17 protein-coding genes and 1 riboswitch are annotated in these 18,129 nt (G+C 71.5%); of the genes, 6 read left to right on the top strand and 11 right to left on the bottom strand.

The genetic code is table 11. The features are described from left to right. Nucleotides 1-9: 9 nt before the first annotated feature. The 4 genes from IIE03_RS05920 to IIE03_RS05905 all read right to left on the bottom strand — a co-directional run bounded on the left by IIE03_RS05920 (nt 10) and on the right by IIE03_RS05905 (nt 3,083). The gene (locus IIE03_RS05920; protein WP_192861805.1) at nt 10-558 is read right to left on the bottom strand and encodes a dihydrofolate reductase; all 549 of its coding nucleotides are present in this window, start codon (nt 556-558) and stop codon (nt 10-12) included. Nucleotides 559-613: 55 nt separating this feature from the next. Further along, nucleotides 614-1,417 (bottom strand): thymidylate synthase, encoded by an 804-nt coding sequence (locus IIE03_RS05915; protein WP_192861804.1) that lies wholly within the window; start codon nt 1,415-1,417, stop codon nt 614-616. A gap of 64 nt (nt 1,418-1,481) precedes the next feature. Continuing rightward, nucleotides 1,482-2,312 (bottom strand): TrmH family RNA methyltransferase, encoded by an 831-nt coding sequence (locus IIE03_RS05910; RefSeq protein ID WP_318842824.1) that lies wholly within the window; start codon nt 2,310-2,312, stop codon nt 1,482-1,484. 138 nt (nt 2,313-2,450) lie between these two features. Then, complete coding sequence (locus IIE03_RS05905; protein WP_225997310.1) at nt 2,451-3,083, bottom strand: hypothetical protein; 633 nt, start codon at nt 3,081-3,083, stop codon at nt 2,451-2,453. A 309-nt stretch (nt 3,084-3,392) separates the two neighbouring features. Here IIE03_RS05905 and IIE03_RS05900 point away from each other — a divergent pair, with 309 nt between their 5' ends. The 3 genes from IIE03_RS05900 (at nt 3,393) to rocD (ending at nt 6,363) form a co-directional block, all read left to right on the top strand. After that, a complete protein-coding gene (locus IIE03_RS05900) occupies nt 3,393-3,869 on the top strand; it encodes an OsmC family protein (RefSeq protein WP_192861802.1) in 477 nt (158 codons plus the stop codon). A gap of 58 nt (nt 3,870-3,927) precedes the next feature. Beyond that, nucleotides 3,928-4,830, top strand: coding sequence for a hypothetical protein (locus tag IIE03_RS05895; protein ID WP_225997309.1), 903 nt, complete (start codon nt 3,928-3,930; stop codon nt 4,828-4,830). 246 nt (nt 4,831-5,076) lie between these two features. Continuing rightward, nucleotides 5,077-6,363 carry an ornithine--oxo-acid transaminase gene (gene rocD / locus IIE03_RS05890; RefSeq protein WP_192861801.1) on the top strand — a complete coding sequence of 429 codons (1,287 nt, stop codon included), beginning with the start codon at nt 5,077-5,079 and terminating at the stop codon, nt 6,361-6,363. Here rocD and IIE03_RS05885 read toward each other — a convergent pair. The 4 genes from IIE03_RS05885 to serC all read right to left on the bottom strand — a co-directional run bounded on the left by IIE03_RS05885 (nt 6,320) and on the right by serC (nt 11,023). Further along, nucleotides 6,320-7,597, bottom strand: a complete 1,278-nt coding sequence (locus IIE03_RS05885; RefSeq protein ID WP_192861800.1) for an aspartate aminotransferase type Ic — start codon at nt 7,595-7,597, stop codon at nt 6,320-6,322. The two genes, rocD and IIE03_RS05885, sit on opposite strands and share 44 nt — an antisense overlap. A gap of 66 nt (nt 7,598-7,663) precedes the next feature. Beyond that, nucleotides 7,664-8,665 carry a universal stress protein gene (locus IIE03_RS05880; protein ID WP_192861799.1) on the bottom strand — a complete coding sequence of 334 codons (1,002 nt, stop codon included), beginning with the start codon at nt 8,663-8,665 and terminating at the stop codon, nt 7,664-7,666. Between the two features lie 110 nt (nt 8,666-8,775). After that, nucleotides 8,776-9,576 (bottom strand): C40 family peptidase, encoded by an 801-nt coding sequence (locus IIE03_RS05875; protein ID WP_192861798.1) that lies wholly within the window; start codon nt 9,574-9,576, stop codon nt 8,776-8,778. Beyond that, nucleotides 9,576-9,762: riboswitch (cyclic di-AMP (ydaO/yuaA leader) on the bottom strand. Its footprint overlaps the gene before it by 1 nt. A gap of 148 nt (nt 9,763-9,910) precedes the next feature. Further along, nucleotides 9,911-11,023, bottom strand: a complete 1,113-nt coding sequence (gene serC, locus IIE03_RS05870) for a phosphoserine transaminase (RefSeq protein ID WP_192861797.1) — start codon at nt 11,021-11,023, stop codon at nt 9,911-9,913. 124 nt (nt 11,024-11,147) lie between these two features. Between serC and IIE03_RS05865 the strand changes: the two genes are divergently transcribed. The 3 genes from IIE03_RS05865 (at nt 11,148) to IIE03_RS05855 (ending at nt 14,273) form a co-directional block, all read left to right on the top strand. Further along, nucleotides 11,148-11,858 carry a metal-dependent transcriptional regulator gene (locus IIE03_RS05865; RefSeq protein WP_192861796.1) on the top strand — a complete coding sequence of 237 codons (711 nt, stop codon included), beginning with the start codon at nt 11,148-11,150 and terminating at the stop codon, nt 11,856-11,858. A 319-nt stretch (nt 11,859-12,177) separates the two neighbouring features. Continuing rightward, nucleotides 12,178-13,131, top strand: a complete 954-nt coding sequence (locus IIE03_RS05860) for an MHYT domain-containing protein (protein ID WP_225997308.1) — start codon at nt 12,178-12,180, stop codon at nt 13,129-13,131. A 227-nt stretch (nt 13,132-13,358) separates the two neighbouring features. After that, complete coding sequence (locus tag IIE03_RS05855; protein ID WP_192861795.1) at nt 13,359-14,273, top strand: CAP domain-containing protein; 915 nt, start codon at nt 13,359-13,361, stop codon at nt 14,271-14,273. 61 nt (nt 14,274-14,334) lie between these two features. On the opposite strand, the gene IIE03_RS05850 is transcribed toward IIE03_RS05855, so the two are convergent. The 3 genes from IIE03_RS05850 to IIE03_RS05840 form a co-directional block, all read right to left on the bottom strand. Further along, nucleotides 14,335-15,816, bottom strand: a complete 1,482-nt coding sequence (locus IIE03_RS05850; RefSeq protein ID WP_192861794.1) for an NCS2 family permease — start codon at nt 15,814-15,816, stop codon at nt 14,335-14,337. Nucleotides 15,817-15,908: 92 nt separating this feature from the next. After that, the gene (locus IIE03_RS05845; RefSeq protein WP_192861793.1) at nt 15,909-16,571 is read right to left on the bottom strand and encodes an HAD family hydrolase; all 663 of its coding nucleotides are present in this window, start codon (nt 16,569-16,571) and stop codon (nt 15,909-15,911) included. Between the two features lie 13 nt (nt 16,572-16,584). Continuing rightward, nucleotides 16,585-18,072 (bottom strand): lipopolysaccharide biosynthesis protein, encoded by a 1,488-nt coding sequence (locus tag IIE03_RS05840; protein WP_192861792.1) that lies wholly within the window; start codon nt 18,070-18,072, stop codon nt 16,585-16,587. Nucleotides 18,073-18,129: the final 57 nt, after the last annotated feature.

The following is an 18,129-nucleotide window of genomic DNA, read 5'->3' as shown; positions in this document are numbered from 1 at the left end:
AAACCGTCGTCAGAGGTGCAGGTAGGTGAGGTGGCGGAACCGGACGCCGGAGGCCGAGGTCGTCCAGTCCGGCGTCGAGGCCGGCTGCCAGGTCTCCGGGTCGATCGGTGGGGCGAAGGTGTCGCCCTCGACCTCGAGGTCCACCTCGGTCACCTCGAGCCGGTCGGCGACGTCGATCGCCTCGGCGTAGAGGCGCGCACCACCCATCACCCAGGTCTCGTCCCCACCGGGCGCGTCGGCCGCGAGCGCCAGCGCCTCCTGGAGCGATCCCGCGACCTCCACCATGGTGGGCGGAGTGGTCGATCCCTCGCCGTGGGTGGGGACGGTCGCCATGCCGATCACGGCGCCGAGGCTGGTGATCACCACGTTGGTGCGGCGGGGCAGGGGCCGTTTGGGGAGGGATTCCCAGGTGAGGCGTCCCATGACCACAGGGTGTCCGGACGTGATGGCCTTGAACCGGCCGAAGTCCTCCGGGATGCGCCAGGGGATCGCGTTGTCCGCACCGATCACGGGCCGGCCGGCGGCGTCGCGAGCCTGCGCCCAGATGAGGCCGATCATCACCGGTGTCCTCCGTCCCGGGCGACCGCCGTCGTCGACGATGATCCGCGCACGATCAGACCGCGACCGGGGCCTTGAGGCCCGGGTGGGAGACGTAGCCCAGGACCTCGATGTCCGCGTACTCGTAGTCGAAGATGGAGTCGCGGGGCGCGAGGCGGAGGGTCGGGTACGGGTAGGGGTCGCGCGCGAGCTGCGTGGCGACCTGCTCGAGGTGGTTGTCGTAGATGTGGCAGTCGCCGCCCGTCCAGACGAAGTCGCCGACGTCGAGCCCGGTCTGCGCCGCGACCATGTGGGTGAGCAGCGCGTAGGAGGCGATGTTGAACGGCACGCCGAGGAAGAGGTCGGCCGAGCGCTGGTAGAGCTGGCAGCTGAGCTTCCCGTCGGCGACGTAGAACTGGAACAGGGCGTGGCAGGGCGGCAGGGCCATGTCGCCGACGTCGGCCGGGTTCCAGGCGGTGACGATGTGGCGCCGTGAGTCCGGGTTCGTGCGGATCTGGTCGACGACCTCGGCGATCTGGTCGATCTGCCCGCCCGACGGCGTGGGCCACGACCGCCACTGGACGCCGTAGACGGGGCCGAGTTCGCCGCTCTCGTCGGCCCACTCGTCCCAGATCGTGACGCCGTGCTCCTGCAGCCAACGCACGTTGGACTCGCCGCGCAGGAACCACAGCAGTTCGTACACGATGGACCTGAGGTGCACCTTCTTGGTGGTGATCAGCGGGAACCCCTGGGAGAGGTCGTACCGGATCTGCCGCCCGAAGACGCTGCGCGTCCCCGTCCCCGTGCGGTCGCTCTTGTGCGTACCGGTGGTGAGCACGTCGCGCAGGAGGTCCTCGTACGGGGTGGGGATCGCGTTCATGCGGCCCACCCTACGACCCGGTGCGTCGGTCTGTCGCCAGGCAGCCCGGCGGCTATGGACAACGTCAGGACGAGGCGCGGGAGTGCCGCTGGCGGTGCGCCTCGTACAGGACGACCGAGGCGGCGCTGGCCGCGTTCAGGGAACTGGCCGATCCCGCCATCGGGATGCTGACCGTCGTGTCCGCGAGCTCTCGCCAGGCGTGCGACAGCCCTTTCGTCTCGTTGCCGATCAGGAGGAGCACCGGCTGCGTCAGGTCGAACTCGGACACGTCCGCGTCGCCGTGCTCGTCGGTGGCGACCACCACCACCGGAACGCCCGCCGCGCGTCGGTCCTCGACCCAGGCGGCCACGTCCCGGGCCGAGGCCGCCCGGACCACCGGCGTCGCGAAGAACGAGCCGGTCGACGCGCGGACGGACTTCGGGTCGTAGGCATCCGCGGCGTGGCCGGTCGTGATGACGCCGTGGGCGCCGAACGCGTCCGCGGAGCGGATGATCGACCCGATGTTCCCGGGCTGGGTCGGTCGGTCGAAGACCACGCCGAGGAAGTCGTGGCTCACCGGGACGCGGTTCAGGTCGTCGGGCCGCATGGCGACGACGGCGAGGAGCTCGACGGCGCCCTCGCCCTTCTCGCCCAGTTCCGCGAGCAGGCCGGGCGACATCGCGATCTGTTCCGCACCCGGGGTGCTCCCGAGCAGGTCGCGCGCCCAGGACGAGAGGGACCGTTCGCCGTCGTACAGCAGGGCGCGGATCTCCCAGCCGAACTCGATCGCCATCGAGAGGGGCCGGACGCCCTGGACGATGAACTCCCCTGCCCGATGCCGCTTGGTCCGGTTGCTCAGCAGCGTCTGCAACACCTGAAACCGGGCGTTGCGCGACGTGATCCGAGTGACAGCCACAAGACCTCCCATACCGCGGCCTGGCCGCGCGGCCCAGACTACTTCGGGGCCCACGCCGGCATGGGCCCGTACGGGTCCGTGGACCGCCGTCCGCACACGATCCGGTCCACCGCCGCTCCGCCGGAGGCATCCGTGCGATCAGGGGCCCTTCGGTGAGACTCCGGTATTCGCTCGCAGTTCCCGTAGCCGCCGTCCGCGGAGCCGGAACCAGGCGATCAGGCCCGTCAGGGCGAGCGCCAGGATGCCGCCGACGAGCGCGCCGGCCAGCGAGCCTCCACGGAAGGCCGGCGCGTCCACGTCCATGATGCGCTGGCCCGCGTGCGCGGCGTTCGACGACCCCAGCACGACCGACAGGGTGAGCAGGTTCGGGGCCGCGCAGACCACCGCGAGCACGAGGAGCGTCACCCTGGCCGGCACCGCGCGCCTGCCCGGCCAGGCGGCCAGCGCCAGCAGCACCACGGGTGCGGCGGTGAACACCGCTCCGATGAGGAAGCCCCACCATGATCCCGCCGCGAACGAGCCGTCCACGGCGTTGCCGATCGTCTGCGCCCACCAGCGGGGCAGGAACGCCGCGAGGAACTGGTACACCAGCCACGCCGCGACGATCACCGCGGCCGCCACGAGCAGCCGCTTCACCCAGCCGCGCCAGTCCAGCCAGGCATTCCCCGGTCTCGTGTCCGACGACGGCGGCCGGGCGCCCCCGGGAGCGTCGGTGTCGCCCGCACCGCCCGCGTTGCCCGCACTCTTCGCCGCCTTCTCCCCGTCGCTCATAGAAGCGATCATCGGCCGGGAGCGGCCGGGCCGCACGTCGCGCGGCGGAGCGACGGGTGGTGTCGCCAGGGTCGCCGCACCGGGCGCGAGGACAACGCACTCCGGACGAGAGCGTCACCCTCCGGCGTGAGTGCGTCGCCATCCGGCAGGACGGCGCCGCCATCCGGCACGAGGGCACCAGGAACGTCCCGACCGCGACCCGCGTTGCACGGTGGGCGGTTCCGCCGATGTCGTTCCCGCGACATCACCGCACGACCACTCCTGCGGCATCTCTGCACGATGTCGGACAGGGATGGAAGGATCAGACCCATGAGCGAGACGATCGACCAGACCACCGACGCCCCCGTGACCCCGTCGCCCACCGACCCCCTGTGGGTGGAGCGGAACGGCGTGCGCACCTACACGGGCTTCTCGGGGCGTGGAGCCCGCGTCGAGATCGGCCCGGTGGAGGCCGGCGCCGTCTTCACGCCGGGTGAGCTCCTGAAGATCGCGCTCGCGGCGTGCGCGGGAATGAGCAGCGACCGCGCGTTCGCGCGCCGGCTCGGGGACGACTACGCGGCCACGATCCGCGTGGAGGACCCCAAGGACATGGCCGAGGATCGCTACCCGACCCTCACCGAGAAGTTCGAGATCGACCTCGGCATGCTCGACGACGCCGATCGCGAGAAGCTCCTCACCATCGCCCAGCGCGCGATCGACAAGGCCTGCACGGTGGCCCGCACGCTCAAGGCCGGCGCCGAGGTGCCGCCCGCCCAGTTCGACCAGCCGGAACAGCAGGGCAGCTGAGTCTCCCCAGCCCCCACACCCAGGACCCGCACGTCCCGACACGTGCCGAGAGGACGACATGGCCAAGGACGAGCAGCAGACGGACCGCACGCAGCGCCCCCCGGAGACCGGTGCACCGGGCAGCGAGGTGCTCAAGCCCGACCACTCCATCGAGGTCACGCCCGCGGACTGGGTGAACTACAAGCCCAGCAGCCCGCTCGATCACCTGCTCGACAAGGCCGTGACGATGCCGTCCGCGGCCATCCACCGGCATGTCGACAAGATCCGCGCCCGGAACCCGAACGCGTCCCCGGCGGAGATCATCACGCTCCTGGAGAAGGAGTACCTGCGGGTCATCGAGACCACGGGCGGCGCGGTGGGTGCCGCGGCCGCGATCCCGGCGGTCGGGACCGCGACGAGCGCCGCCCTGTCCACGAGCGACGTCGCCACGTTCTTCGCGTCGTCGGCGGCGTTCTCGCTGGCCGTCGCGGACGTGCACGGCATCGCCACCGAGGACGTGCCACGCCGCCGCGCCCTGCTGCTTGCCACCGTGCTCGGGGACAAGGGGGCGCAGGACGTGGAGAACGCGGTCGGCGGCTCGGGCGTGGCCTGGGGCAAGGTGCTGCTCACGAGCATGCCCCGCACCACGCTGACCCGGGTCAACAAGGCACTGACCCACAAGTTCGTCCAGCGACAGCTCGCCAAGCAGGGCAGCCTGGTGCTCGGGCGCATCCTGCCGTTCGGGATCGGCGCGGTGGTCGGGTGGTTCGGTGCGCGCGCCCTCGGGCACACGGTGATCTCCCAGTCCCGGATCGCCTTCGGCCCTCCGCCGGACCACTTCCCCCGGGTGATCGAGGACCCGGCCGCCCGGAAGCCCTCCAAGAAGCCCTCCGGGGCGAAGCGGCTCGGCGGCGGGCGACGCCTCGGGCTGCCGGGGCGCCGGCGCCACGAACTGGACCGGGCCCAGCCACCGGAGGAGTGAAGCCGGCGGGCGCGTTTCCGCGACCAGCCGCTCGAGGAGTGAGGCCGACGAGAGCTGTCCCCGCGCACGGCCGGCGGGGCGCTGGTCCCGGCCCACCCCCGAGGAGCGAAGCCGGCGGGTGCTGTCCCAGGCCCGGCCGCCCGAGAGGTCACGACGGCCGCACCAGCGGTCCCGTCCCGGTCGCCCGAAGTTCGGGGAGGGGCCGCCCGGAAGCGAAGTTCCCGACCACGTCATTACTCTCGTCCCATGGCAGAACCGCGTCACACCGTCGACGGGCCGGCGCTGGCCCCGAACTACGCCCCGCTTCCTGTCACGGTCTCCCGCGCGCAGGGGGTCTACGTCTGGGACACCGACGGCGACGCCTACCTCGATTTCCTCGCCGGGTACTCGGCGCTGAACTTCGGCCACCTGCACCAGGCCCTCGTGTCCGCGGCGATCGGACAGCTCAAGCACCTCACCCTGACGTCGCGCGCGGTCGGGCACGAGCTCCTGGAGCCGTTCGCCCGCCGGATGGCCGACGTCGTCGGGCCGCTGACGTCGGGCGACCGGGAGAGCCTCGTGGTGCCGATGAACACCGGCGCCGAGGCGGTCGAGACCGCGATCAAGGCCGTGCGCAAGTGGGGATACGACGTCAAGGGCGTGCCCGAGGACCAGGCGAACATCGTGGTCGCCTCCGGGAACTTCCACGGCCGCACGACGACGCTCTCCGGCCTGTCCGGAAACCCGTCCGCCCGCGACGGCTTCGGTCCGTTCGCGCCCGGATTCCGGACGGCCCCGTTCGGCGACGCGGAGGCGGTCGGCGCGGCGATCGACGAGGCGACGGTCGCCGTGCTCATGGAGCCGGTCCAGGGTGAGGCGGGTGTCATCGTTCCCCCGGACGACTTCTGGCCCCGGCTGCGCGAACTGGCCGACGAGAACGACGTCGTCCTCGTGGCCGACGAGGTCCAGTCCGGCCTGGGCCGCACCGGTCACATCCTGGCGTGCGAGCTCTGGGACACGAAGCCGGACCTCGCCGTCCTCGGCAAGGCCCTGGGCGGCGGCATCGTCCCGGCCTCGGCGGTGGTCGGACGGCGTGACGTCCTCGAGGTCCTCACTCCGGGCACCCACGGCTCGACGTTCGGTGGCAATCCTCTGGCCTGCGCGATCGGCATCGCCGTCCTGGATCTTCTGGAACCGGGGCAGTACCAGGCCCGCGCAGCCCAGCTGGGTGAGGAGCTCCGCGACCACCTCCGGCGCCTCACCGACGAGGGCCTGCTGACCGGCTTCCGCACGGCGGGACTCTGGGCGGGCATCGATGTCGACCCGTCCCTCGTCCCGGGCCGGGACGACCCGGCGCGAGCCCTGGCAGAGGAACTCCTGGAGCGGGGCGTCCTCACCCAGGAAACCCAGGGCAACACGATCCGCCTCTCCCCACCCCTCTCGATAGCCCGCCCGGAACTCGACCACGCGATCGAGATCCTGGAGCTCTCCCTCCGGTCCCTTCGCGGAACTACTCCGCCAGCGCCTCGGCAGCAGCCAGCAGCACGCACGTAGCGACGCCGTCCATCGCCGCGGTCACCTCGTCCAGCGGCGGCATGGAGGGAGCCAGCCGAATGTTCTTGTCCTCGGGGTCCTTCCCGTACGGGAAGGTGGCTCCGGCCGGCGTCAGCGCGATCCCCGCCTCCTTGGCCAGCGTCACGACGCGCGCGGCCGTACCCGGCAGCACGTCGAGCGACACGAAGTACCCGCCTCGCGGATCGGTCCACCGCCCCACCTCGTACTCCCCGAGCCGTTCGGCCAGGATCGCGGTGACCGCCTCGAACTTCGGCGCGAGGATCTCGCGGTGCCTGCGCATGTGTTCCCGCACGCCGTCGGCGGAGCCGAAGAACATCGCGTGGCGCAGGTGGTTGACCTTGTCCGGCCCGATGGACGCCTTCGCGAGGTGCTTCTTGAACCAGGCGACGTTCGACGGCGACGAGGCGAGGAACGAGACGCCGGCGCCCGCCCAGGTGATCTTGGACGTGGACGCGTACATGATGACGCGGTCGGGGTTGCCGGCCTCGGCGGCGAGCTGGATCGCGGGGGCGGTCCGCGTCTCGGCATCGGTCAGGTGGTGCAGCGCGTAGGCGTTGTCCCACAGGATGCGGAAGTCGGGCGCGGCGGTCGGCATAGCGACCAGGGCGCGCGCCACGGCGTCGGACACCACGGATCCGTCGGGGTTCGCATAGGTGGGCACCACCCACATGCCCTTGATCGTGGGATCGGCGGCGACGAGTTGCGCCACCGCCTCGGCGTCGGGACCGTCCTGGGTCATCGGGACGGTGATCATCTCGATCCCGAGCTCCTCGCAGACGGCGAAGTGCCGGTCGTAGCCGGGCACCGCGCAGATCCAGCGCACGGTCTCCTCGCGCGACCAGGACGCCGGCGACTCCGGGAACCCGAACAGCATCGCCCAGACGACCGTGTCGTACATCAGGGTGAGCGACGCGTTGCCGCCGGCCAGGAGCTGCTCGACCGGGACGTCCAGCAGTTCCGCGAACATCGCGCGCAACTCGGCCAGACCGTCCAGACCGCCGTAGTTGCGCACGTCCGTACCGGCCTCGGCGCGGAAGCGGTCGCCGGGCAGCGCGAGCATCGGGTTCGACAGATCGAGTTGTTCCGCGGACGGCTTCCCGCGCGTCAGATCGAGCTTCAGGCCCTTGGCCTGGAGCGCCGCGTAGGCCTCACGCAGCTCGGGAAGGGCCGCGGCGAGCGCGGCAGCGTTCGGGGACGACGTCGTAGTGGTCACGCCAGAAACCCTACGCGCGAATCCCGGGCACGGACATCACGATCTCGCCCGGCGCCGACCCTGCCGTCACTCCTCGTCCTGGCAGTGCCGGTTGACCACCAGGACCGGGCACGCGCTGTGGTGCAGGACCGCCTGGCTCGTCGAGCCGAGCAGCAGACCGCGGAACCCGCCGCGGCCCCGCGATCCGACCACGATCAGGTCCGCCGCCGTGGAGAACTCGGTGAGCAGCTCGGCTCCGGTGCCGTCGAGCACGATCCTGCGGATCCGCATCCCGGGGTGCAGCGCCTCGTGCTTGTCGATGATGGCGTCCAGCCCTGCCGAGACGTCGGCGAGGACCTGCTCGTGGTCGATGTTCGACGGCAGCCACGCCAGCAGGCCCGCGCCGGACCCGACCGGCACCCCCGCGACGGCCGAGAGCTCCGCGCCCCACGCCTGTGCCTGCTCGATCGCCTTCGTGAGCGCCGCCTCGGCCTGCGGCGACCCGTCCACGCCGACGACGATCCGCCGCACCTCGGGCCCTCCGTCCGGCCCCGCCGCCCCGACCGCGTCGTGCCCGACGACGGGCCGGGGCTCGCCGGCCGGCGGTTCCGCGGCCTCGTCCGCGACACCACGGGACCACATGTCGCGCTTCGACGAACTCAGGGGCACCACCACGACGGGGCAGTGGGCGTGTGCCGGCAGGGCCGACGACACCGTGCCGAGCAGCCGCTCCGTGAACCCGCCGCGCCCGCGCGTGCCGACCACGGCCAGGCCGTGGTCGGCGGACAGCTCCACGAGCACGCCCGCGGCGTCGCCCGTGGCGACCGACGTCGTGACCCGGGCTCCCGCCGCGACGGCACGTTCCTCGGCCTCGTCGAGGACGGCCTTCGCGCCCTCGGCCATCGACGTGTCGTCGAACGCCGCGTAGCCGCCGTCGAGCGAGGCCGCCGTGAAGGAGGGAAGCGTATAGCTGCTCACGAGGTGCAGCGACCAGCCGACCCTGCCTGCCCAGGCCACCGCCCAGTCGAGTGCGTGCATGCTGGCGGCGGACCCGTCGACCCCTACCAGCACGACCTCGGGTCGAGCCATCTGCGTCCTCCTCGTCGGAGCGTGCGTCGTCGCACTCCAACGCTATCGCACGGACGAGAGCCGGGCCGGGACACGAGTCCTGGCCCGGCTCTCCACGGAGCACAGCAAGATCAGTACCGGATGAAGGTCGGGTTGCTCATCCAGATGGTGCGGAACTGCACGGTGCCGCCGGGCCGCGGGGCGTCGATCATCGTGCTGCCGCCCGCGTAGATGCCGATGTGGCCGGGGGCGTAGATCAGGTCGCCGGCCACCGCCGCGGAGGCCGGCACGACCGTGCCGCCCGCCGCCTGGGCCGACGACGAGTGCGGGAGCGAGATGCCCACCTGCGCGTAGACGTACGCGGTGAAGCCCGAGCAGTCGAACCCGCTCGGGGTCGAGCCGCCGGACAGGTAGGGGGTCCCCACGTACCGCGACGCGATCGAGATGATCTCGGAGCCGTTCGCGGAGGCCGGCACCGACGTCGCGGCCGATGCGGCCGCGGCCTCGGCGGCAGCGGCCTCCTCGGCGGCCGCTGCCGCGGCAGCGGCGGCTTCCTCGGCCGCCGCCTCGGCGGCGAGCTGCGCCTGGTACTCCTCGTTCTCCGAAGCCGGGGTGACGGAGACGACGCCGGACTCGGCGGCCATCTTGGCGTCGCGGGCGACGGTGACGACCGGGGCGGCGTCGACGACCTGGTGGGCCTCGTTGGCGAGAGCGTTCAGGTCGAGCGAGCCGAGCTTGCTGAGATCGCTCTTCACGGTCTCGCCCGGGGCGGCCTGCGCGGCGGCGGCGCCGAAGGTCGAGACAAGGATCCCGCCCGCGGCGGCCGCGACCGCGGTCCGGCGCCCGAGCTGGGAGTTCTGCACGAGATCGGTGAACGGAGTCACTGGTCGGCGCGCGGCGCGGTGGCGTCCGGCGGCAGTACGTGCGGTCACGAGTATCTCCTGGCCGCCTGCGAGGTCAGCTGTCGGGTTCGGGTAGGAGCACCCGGCGGCGCCTCGACGAGGTCTACGCCGCTTCACCCCTAGGACGCGCCCTGGCGCCCGGAAATGGGTCCCCCGCCCCTGTCATGCGGATCGTGGGTTCCCCGGGCCGGTGACAGGGTTCGGCGTCCGTCCGGAGGCTCGTCGGCGCCAGGCCGTCGAACGAGCTGAACGTACCGCAGGGCTAGCCACTATGTCACGCTATGGCAACGGAAATAGGCCTCACCGACCACTATCGCCACAGATCCCACATATCCGCGAGGCACGGCCGGCACATCCACCCCGTTCAGAGCCGGTCCACCACGTGATCCACGCAGGCGGTGAGGGCGGCGACGTCGTCGGGCTCGACGGCGGGGTACATCCCCACGCGCAACTGGTTGCGTCCCAGCTTGCGGTAGGCGAAGACGTCCTGGATGCCGTTCTCCGCGAGGATCGCGATGACCTTCCCGGCGTCGATACCTGGGTCGAGGTCGATGGTGCCCACCACGGTGGAGCGCTCCGCCGGGCGCGTGACGAAGGGCGAGGCCCAGTCGCGCGCCTCCGCCCAGTCGTAGAGGTTCTGAGCCGAGGCCGCGCAGCGCTTCGCCGCCCAGTCCAGCCCGCCGTTGCCGAGCATCCAGTCGACCTGGTCGGCCAGCATGACCAGGGTCGCCACGGCGGGCGTGTTCAGCGTCTGGTCCTTGCGGGAGTTCTCCACCGCCGTCGTGAGGGAGAGGAACTCCGGGATCCAGCGCCCGCCCGCCTCCACCCGGGCCGCGCGTTCCATGGCCGCAGGAGAGAGAACGGCCAGCCAGAGACCGCCGTCGGCTCCGAACGCCTTCTGCGGCGCGAAGTAGTACGCGTCTGTCTCGGTGAGGTCCACGGGGAGCGCGCCCGCGCCCGAGGTCGCGTCCGTCAGCAGCAGCGCGCCGTCGTCCGCGTCCGCGACGCGCCGGACCGGGGCCATCGCGCCCGTGGACGTCTCGTTGTGCGGGGTCGCGTACGCGTCGACGCCGCCAGCGGCCGTGAGGTGAGCGACGGAACCCGGCTCCGCCTCGATCACCTGCGAGTCCTCGAGGAACGGGGCGCGCGACGTCGCACGCGCGAACTTGCCGCCGAACTCGCCGAACGACGCGTGCTGCGCCCGGCGCTCCACGAGGCACAGCGTCGCGACGTCCCAGAACGCCGTGGATCCGCCGTTGCCGAGCACCACCTCGTACCCGTCGGGCGCACCGAGCAGCTCCGCCACGCCGGCCCGGATCCGCGCCACCAGGTTCCTGACCGGGGGCCGCCGATGGGAGGTGCCCATCACGGCGGGCACGTCGAGGAGGCGCCGCACCTGCTCGCCCCGCACCTTGGAGGGTCCGGAGCCGAACCGGCCGTCGGCGGGAAGCAGGTCGCTCGGGATCGTCATGGCCATACCTGAACTGTAGTTGGGGACTACGACATCGATGTGGCGCGCGGCGCAGGGTGCGGGCCGAGGGACCCGTGCCGCTTCGACGGATAGGCTGGGCGCGGGGCTGCGCAGAGAACATGGAGTTGACGTGACCGACCTGATCGACACCACCGAGATGTACCTCAAGACGATCTACGAGCTGGACGAGGAGGGCATCACGCCGCTGCGCGCGCGGATCGCCGAACGGCTGGGCCACTCCGGGCCCACGGTGTCGCAGACGGTCGCGCGCATGGAGCGGGACGGCCTCGTGGTCGTCACCGGCGACCGCCACCTCGAGCTCACCGAGACCGGGCAGGACAAGGCCCGCCGCGTGATGCGCAAGCACCGGCTGGCCGAGCGGCTGCTCACCGACGTCATCAAGCTCGACTGGGAGCACGTGCACGTCGAGGCGTGCCGGTGGGAGCACGTGATGAGCGAGCTGGTGGAGGAACGGCTGATCGGCCTGCTCGACCACCCGCACGTCGACCCGTACGGCAACCCGATCCCGGGCCTGGCCGAGCTCGGTGAGAACTTCGCCGAGCCGCGCTACCTCGAGGGCGTGGCCGCGCTGCCGACACTGTTCGAGACCGCCGCGAAGAAGGGCACGACCGCGCCGGCGTCGGCCACGCTGGCGCGGATCGCGGAGCCGTTGCAGACGGACGTGGAGCTGCTCGCGCGCCTGTCCGAGGCCGGTGTCATGCCGGGTGCCCGCATTTCGATCTCCCTGGACGGCGGCGTCTACACGGTTGGCGCCGAGGGCTCGGAGACCGTGCTCGACCTCCCGGAGGACCTCGCGAAGCACCTGTTCGCAGCGGTATAGCACCTGTGATGGGAATGTCGGCAGGAGTGCGGTAGCGTTCCGCACTCCTGCCGCTGTTATGCCGAGGAAGACCGAACAGACACATCTATCGGACTGATGAGGCCATTGCACTATTTTGAGACTTTGTGGTGAAAGGTTTCGATAAGACGTAGAGTGATCCCTATTGTCCGTTCGGTCCATCCTCGGTAACGTTGCGATAACGGCCCGCCCCTCAGATTCACCCGGGTCGAGCAGGGGGTCCTGCGTAGCCGCAGGGCCCGCGTCTGTCCCCCAGACGGGCGGCCGCTACGAGGAAACTCCGAGAGGCCAATAACTGAACATGTCAATCACCGACCACTTCGCCTACGGGCTCATCACACCCGTACTGGCGTTCTTGCTGTCGTGCACGGGCTGCGCCGTGGGCCTGTCCTGCACATCACGATCCCGGGCGGCGGGCGGATTCTCCCGTGTCGCGTGGCTGAGTCTCGGCGCCCTCGCCATCGGCGGCACCGGAATCTGGGTCATGCACTTCGTCGCGATGCTCGGCTTCGCACCCCAGGGCGTGACCATCCGCTACGACATCCCGCTCACACTGCTCAGCGCGGGCGTCGCCATCGTCGTCGTCGGCATCGGGCTCTTCGTCAACCAGATCGGCGGGCAGCGTCTGCCCGGCATGGTGATCGGCGGATTCCTCACCGGGTCCGGCGTCGCCACCATGCACTACATGGGCATGGCGGCCATGGAGATGAACGCCACGATGACGTTCGACGGCATGTACGTCATCGCCTCGGTGGTCATCGCCATCGTCGCGGCCACGGCCGCGCTCTGGTGCACCACGCACATCCGCGGTGCAGTCGCCACGATCATCGCCACCATCGTCATGGGCATCGCCGTGACCGGCATGCACTACACCGGCATGATGGGCGTCCGCCTGACCGGCGGCACCGACGCGATCCCGAGCGGCGTCTCGACCGGCGAGCTGCTCGTGCCGCTCGTGATGGCCGTCTCCGTGGTCACGCTGCTGCTGGTGCTCGTCGTCGGCCTCTGGCCGACGGAGGCCGAGCTCCGCGCCCAGGCCGAGTTCGAGCAGCGCCTGCGGGAGAGCCAGGAACGGGAGTACGCCCGCTCCGTGCACGCGCCGACGCTGGCGGCCACGACCGAGGCCCTCCGGGCCGGGCACAGCAGCCTCACGGGCGCGCAGTCCGGGTTCGGCGGCGGGGCGGCCGGCTCGCAGCCGCCCTCCGGACCCGCGGACCCCTCCAAGCTCCGCCCCCGATCGATGCAGGTCCGCTGATCCGGGACACCCCCTGCGACGGACGGATCCTCCCAGCCCGTTCGCTCGCCGGGAAGCCCGGTACGGTCCCCGCCGGTACGGTCCTCGGCGGTCCCGCCTTCCCAGGAGGCGGGACCGCCGGGGCGTGACGATCGGACGGCTCCGGTCCGACAGCCGGACATCGCGGCTTGACATACCACCCCAGAACGCTCGACCCTACGAGCGCCGCGACACGAAGAGGTCACCCCATGGCACGACGCCCGAACACCCAGGCTCCGGCGCGCGCTACCTGTCCGCCCACCGTCGCCCGAACGCTCGCCCCGGTGCTCGCCGTGGCGGCGGCACTCGCGCTGTCGGCCTGCTCGGTGACGTTCAACCCGGGCCCGGGCGAGGCCGCGTTCGAGGCGAACCGATGGCAGCTCGGCGAGGCGAGCGAGCCCGTGCGGAACACGACGGCATCCGCCGTCGGGACGGAGCCCGGGCCGGCGTCCGCGTCCGGCACGAGGTCCGCGCCCGGCACGGACGTGGATCCGGGCACAGAGCATCCGTCCACTGACGGGGACGGGGCGTCGGTCGTCGACGCCGTGGAGACGGGCACGATCGAGGTGCAGCCCGCACCGGAGAAGTCTCCGGACGACGACGCGGACCAGTCCGACGACGAGTCGCCGGACGAGGACGGCCCCGCCGGTGGGGGCGCGGCCGGGGACGACGACGGTGCGGGCGCGGACACGGGCGACGACGGATCCGGCGCCGGGGACGACGGCGGCACCGTCGTCGAGCCCGGCCTCAGCGCGTCGGAGCGGTACGCCAGAGCCCTCGAGGCCGAGGTGAACCAGCGCCGGGAGGGTCACGGCGTGACGGCGCTGGCGCACGACGACTGCGCCTACGCCGAAGCGCTGGAGCGTGCCGAGGCACTCCGCGGGCAGGATCTGGCGCACGCCCCCCTGGAGCCGATCTTCGACCGCTGCCCCACCTCGACCGTCGGCGAGAACCTCGCCCGCGGCGGCTGGAGCCCGGCGGAGGCCGCCGACGGCTGGATGAACTCCGAGGGCCACCGCGCCAACATCCTCAACGCGGGATTCACTCGGGGCGCCATCGCCTGCATCAGCGAGGACACGTCCTACGGCCCGCAGATGACGTGCGCGCACGTCTTCCTGGGCTGAGACTGGCGCGAGCGACGGCGATCGGTCGCACCGTGACCGACTCGCGGCCCCTCAGAGCCCGTCAGATGCCGAGGACCGCGCCGATCGGGCCCTGCAGGAAGTAGATCAGGAACAGGGCCGCCGTGATCCACAGGAGCGGATGGACCTGCCTCACCTTGCCGACCGCCAGTTTGATGATCACGTAGGTGACGACGGCGGCGCCGATGCCCGCCGTGATCGAATAGGCGAACGGCATGAGGATGATCCCGAGGAACGCCGGCACGGCGATCTCGAGGTTCCTCCAGTCGATCCCGGTGATCTGCACGACCATCAGCAGGCCTACCACCACGAGCGCCGGCGTGGCCGCCTCGAAGGGCACGATCGCGACGACGGGCGTGAAGAACATCGTCAGCAGGAAGCAGACCCCGGTGACGACGGCGGCGAGCCCGGTGCGCGCGCCGTCGCCCACACCCGACGCGGACTCGATGTAACTCGTGTTGGAGGACACGGAGCCCGCCCCGCCCGCGGCGGCGCCGATCGAGTCGACGACGAGGATCCGCGTGGTCCGCGGCGGGTTGCCCTTCTCGTCGAGCAGGCCGGCCTCGCCGCCGATGGCGACCATGGTCCCCATGGTGTCGAAGAAGTCGGCGATGAGGAGCGTGAAGACCAGCAGCAGCACGGCCACGACGCTCATCCTCGAGAACGAGCCGAACAGCGAGAACTGGCCGAGCAGCGACAGGTCCGGGAGGTCGACCCAGGTGTCCGGGAGCGCCGGGACGTTGAGCCGCCAGCCGGTGGCGACGGGCTCGCCGTCGGCGTCCTGCGAGCCGCCCGCCTGCACGATCGCCTCGACGATCACCGCGAGGACCGTGCTGGACACGATCCCGATGAGGATGGCGCCCTTCACCTTGCGCACCATGAGTACGACCGTCAGCAGCAGGCCGACGACGAACACCAGCAGCGGCCAGGACCCGAGCGATCCTCCGATGCCCAGTTCGACGGGCGTGGCCAGGGACGCCGGGATGCGCACGAACCCGGCGTCGACCAGGCCGATGAACGCGATGAACAGGCCGATGCCGACGGTGATCGCGACCTTGAGGTCGTGCGGCACCGCGTTGAACACGGCCTGGCGGAAGCCGGTGAGCACCAGGATCAGGATGACGAGGCCCTCCATCACGACGATGCCCATGGCGTCGGCCCACGTCATGCCCGGCAGGGCCGCGACGGAGTAGGCGACCACGGCGTTCAGGCCGAGCCCGGTCGCCATCGCCATCGGGAAGTTCGCGACCATGCCCATGAGGATGCTCATCACGCCGGCCACGAGTGCCGTGGCCGCGGCGACGGCGGCGAGGTTCGGTTCGGAGCCACCACCAAGGAAGTTCCCCTCGAAGCCGTTGTCCTGGACGGTCCCGATGATCAGGGGGTTGAGGACGACGATGTAGGACATCGTGAAGAACGTGACGAGGCCGCCCCGGATCTCCGTGACGACGGTCGAGCCGCGTTCGCTGATGCGGAAATACCGGTCGAGCACTCCTCGTGCCGCCGGTGCTTGCGTGGTCGCCATGGCGTGTCGATCCTCCGTGGTGCGTCGTGTCGCGCAGTGCAGCGGGAATCTACGTCAGGAATGTTTCACGTACGGTTCACGGAAGGAACAATTCAGGCCAGATCCGCCATGTCCTCGGTCACATCGTCGGCGCCGGCCTCGAACAGGGTCTTCACCTTGCCGGGCGTACGCGCGAAACCGACGGCGGGCACCCCGGCGGCCCGCGCCGCCTGCATGTCCGTCGCCGAGTCGCCGACCACGACGGCGTCCTCGGCCGGTATCCCGACCCGCGTGAGCGCGCCCCGGACCATGAACGGATTGGGCTTCATGAGGTCGGGCCGGCGGGGCGGGCGGCCGATCACCAGTTCGACGTACCCGGCGAGGTCGGTCCGGTTCAGGAACACCTCGATGGCCTCGGGCGCGTTGTTGCTGATGATGACGACGTCCTGCCCGCGCCTGGCGGCCGCCTTGAGCATCTCGCGCACGCCGGGCGTGGGCTCGGACCTCGCGGCCGCGGCGGCCTCGGCCTCGATGCAGGCGTCGTCGGTCATGCGGATGGCGATGCGGTCGAGGGTGCCGGCGTGGCGCAGCACCTCGAGATGGTCCTTGCTCTTCTCGAGCGACCTGGGGATCGGCACGGCGGCGTTGAAGAGGCCCCTCCGTGCGGCATCGGCGGCCGTGGCGGCGACGCTCGGCGGCATGAGCCGGGTGACCGGCCCGTCGAAGTCGAGCAGGATCGCCGACGCGGCCTTCACGATCTTCGATGCTTCTGGCATGTCAGGAAGTGTGTCAGATCGGTCCCGTTCGTGCAGGTTGGCGCCGTGAAAGGGCGAGACGTGCGGTAGCGGCGAGCGCCCCGAGATCGGCGCGGACGGCTCGGAACGCCCACCGTGACAGCAGGCCGGCGCACACCGCCGCGCCGGCGCCAAGGAGGACGGTCGACCAGTCGTCCAGGTCCAGCAGCCGCGGCAGCGCGGCCGCGAGCATCACGGGCAGCCCGAACAGGGCGAGCGCCCGCGCCGGTCCGCGGAACAGGGACCCGGCCGGGAAGCCCGCGGAGCGCGCGGCCACCAGGGTCGCCGTCGGCCACAGCAGCGCCCACGCCACGGAGTTCGCGGTGGCGACACCGAGCACGCCCCACGGCAGGCCGGCCAGCGACAGCGCCGCGACCAGCGGCTGGGACCACAGGTTGAACCGCAGGCCCTGCGTGGTGGCGTCGGCGGAGATGAACACCCACTGCATCGTCTGCGCGAGTGCCCGGCAGGTGGCACCGGCGGCGAGGATCTGGATCACCGTCCCCGCGGTGTCCCAGTCCGGTCCGAGAAGGATGCGGACGATCGGCTCGCCGAGGGCCGCGACCACGAGGAACAGCGTGGCGGTGCCGTAGGTGCCGAGCAGCTGCGCGCGCTGCATGTAGGCGAGCATCCGGCCCGGCTCACCGCGCAGCCGCGACAGCACGGGCACCGCGACGCGCTGCATCTGGTCCACGGTGAGGTTGATCGGCGCGACGATCAGGTGCTGGGCCCGGTCGAAGGCGCCGACGGCGGCGGCCGGCACGGTCAGCCCCATGACGGGGACGACGACGTTCCGGGCGCCGCTCTTGAGCACGTTCATGCCCAGGATGCGCATTCCGACCCGGAGCAGTGCGCCGGTCTCGCGCAGTTCTCCCGGCCGCCCGGGCAGCCAGCGCGCCGCGACCATGACCAGCACCGCCTGCACCGCCACGGGCGCGACCTGCAGCGCCACGACCGCTTCGATGTCGGCCCCCTGCACCGCGAGGAGAACCGCGACGCCGACGCCGATGAGCAGCCCGGCGGTCTCCGCCACGAACAGGCGCGTGAACCGGAGGTTCCGCATGAGATGCGTGCGCGACTGGATCATCAGTCCGTTGACCAGCGGGACGAGGGCGATCCAGCCGGCGACGGCGGCGAGGCGCTCGTCGTCGTACAACCGCGCGAGCGGGCCGGACGCGAGGGAGATCACCGCCGCGAACAGGACGCCCAGGCCGACGTTGACCAGAAAGAGCGTGGACTTCGCCCGCGCGCTGACGTGTTCGGCCTGGACGACCGCCATGGGGATCCCGAACAGCATGACGGCGGTGGCGAACGTGGCGATGGCGGTGACGATCGCGACCAGGCCGAACGCCTCGGGGGCGATGAGACGGGCGAGGAGGATCAGCACGACCGTGCGGGTCAGGACCGTCGCGGCCTGCCCGGCAAGCGTCACGACCCCGCCGCGGGCGCCGGTCCGTGCGAGGCTCGCGGTCGGATTGGTCACGACGCCCACGGTAGGCAGGCCCGCGCGCGATCGCGCGTCGAGCACCGGTCCGCCGTC

The sequence above is a fragment of the Myceligenerans pegani genome (assembly GCF_014892515.1).
GTDB classification, from domain to species: Bacteria; Actinomycetota; Actinomycetes; order Actinomycetales; family Cellulomonadaceae; genus Myceligenerans; species Myceligenerans pegani.
This window is presented reverse-complemented; position numbering and strand designations above follow the sequence as displayed.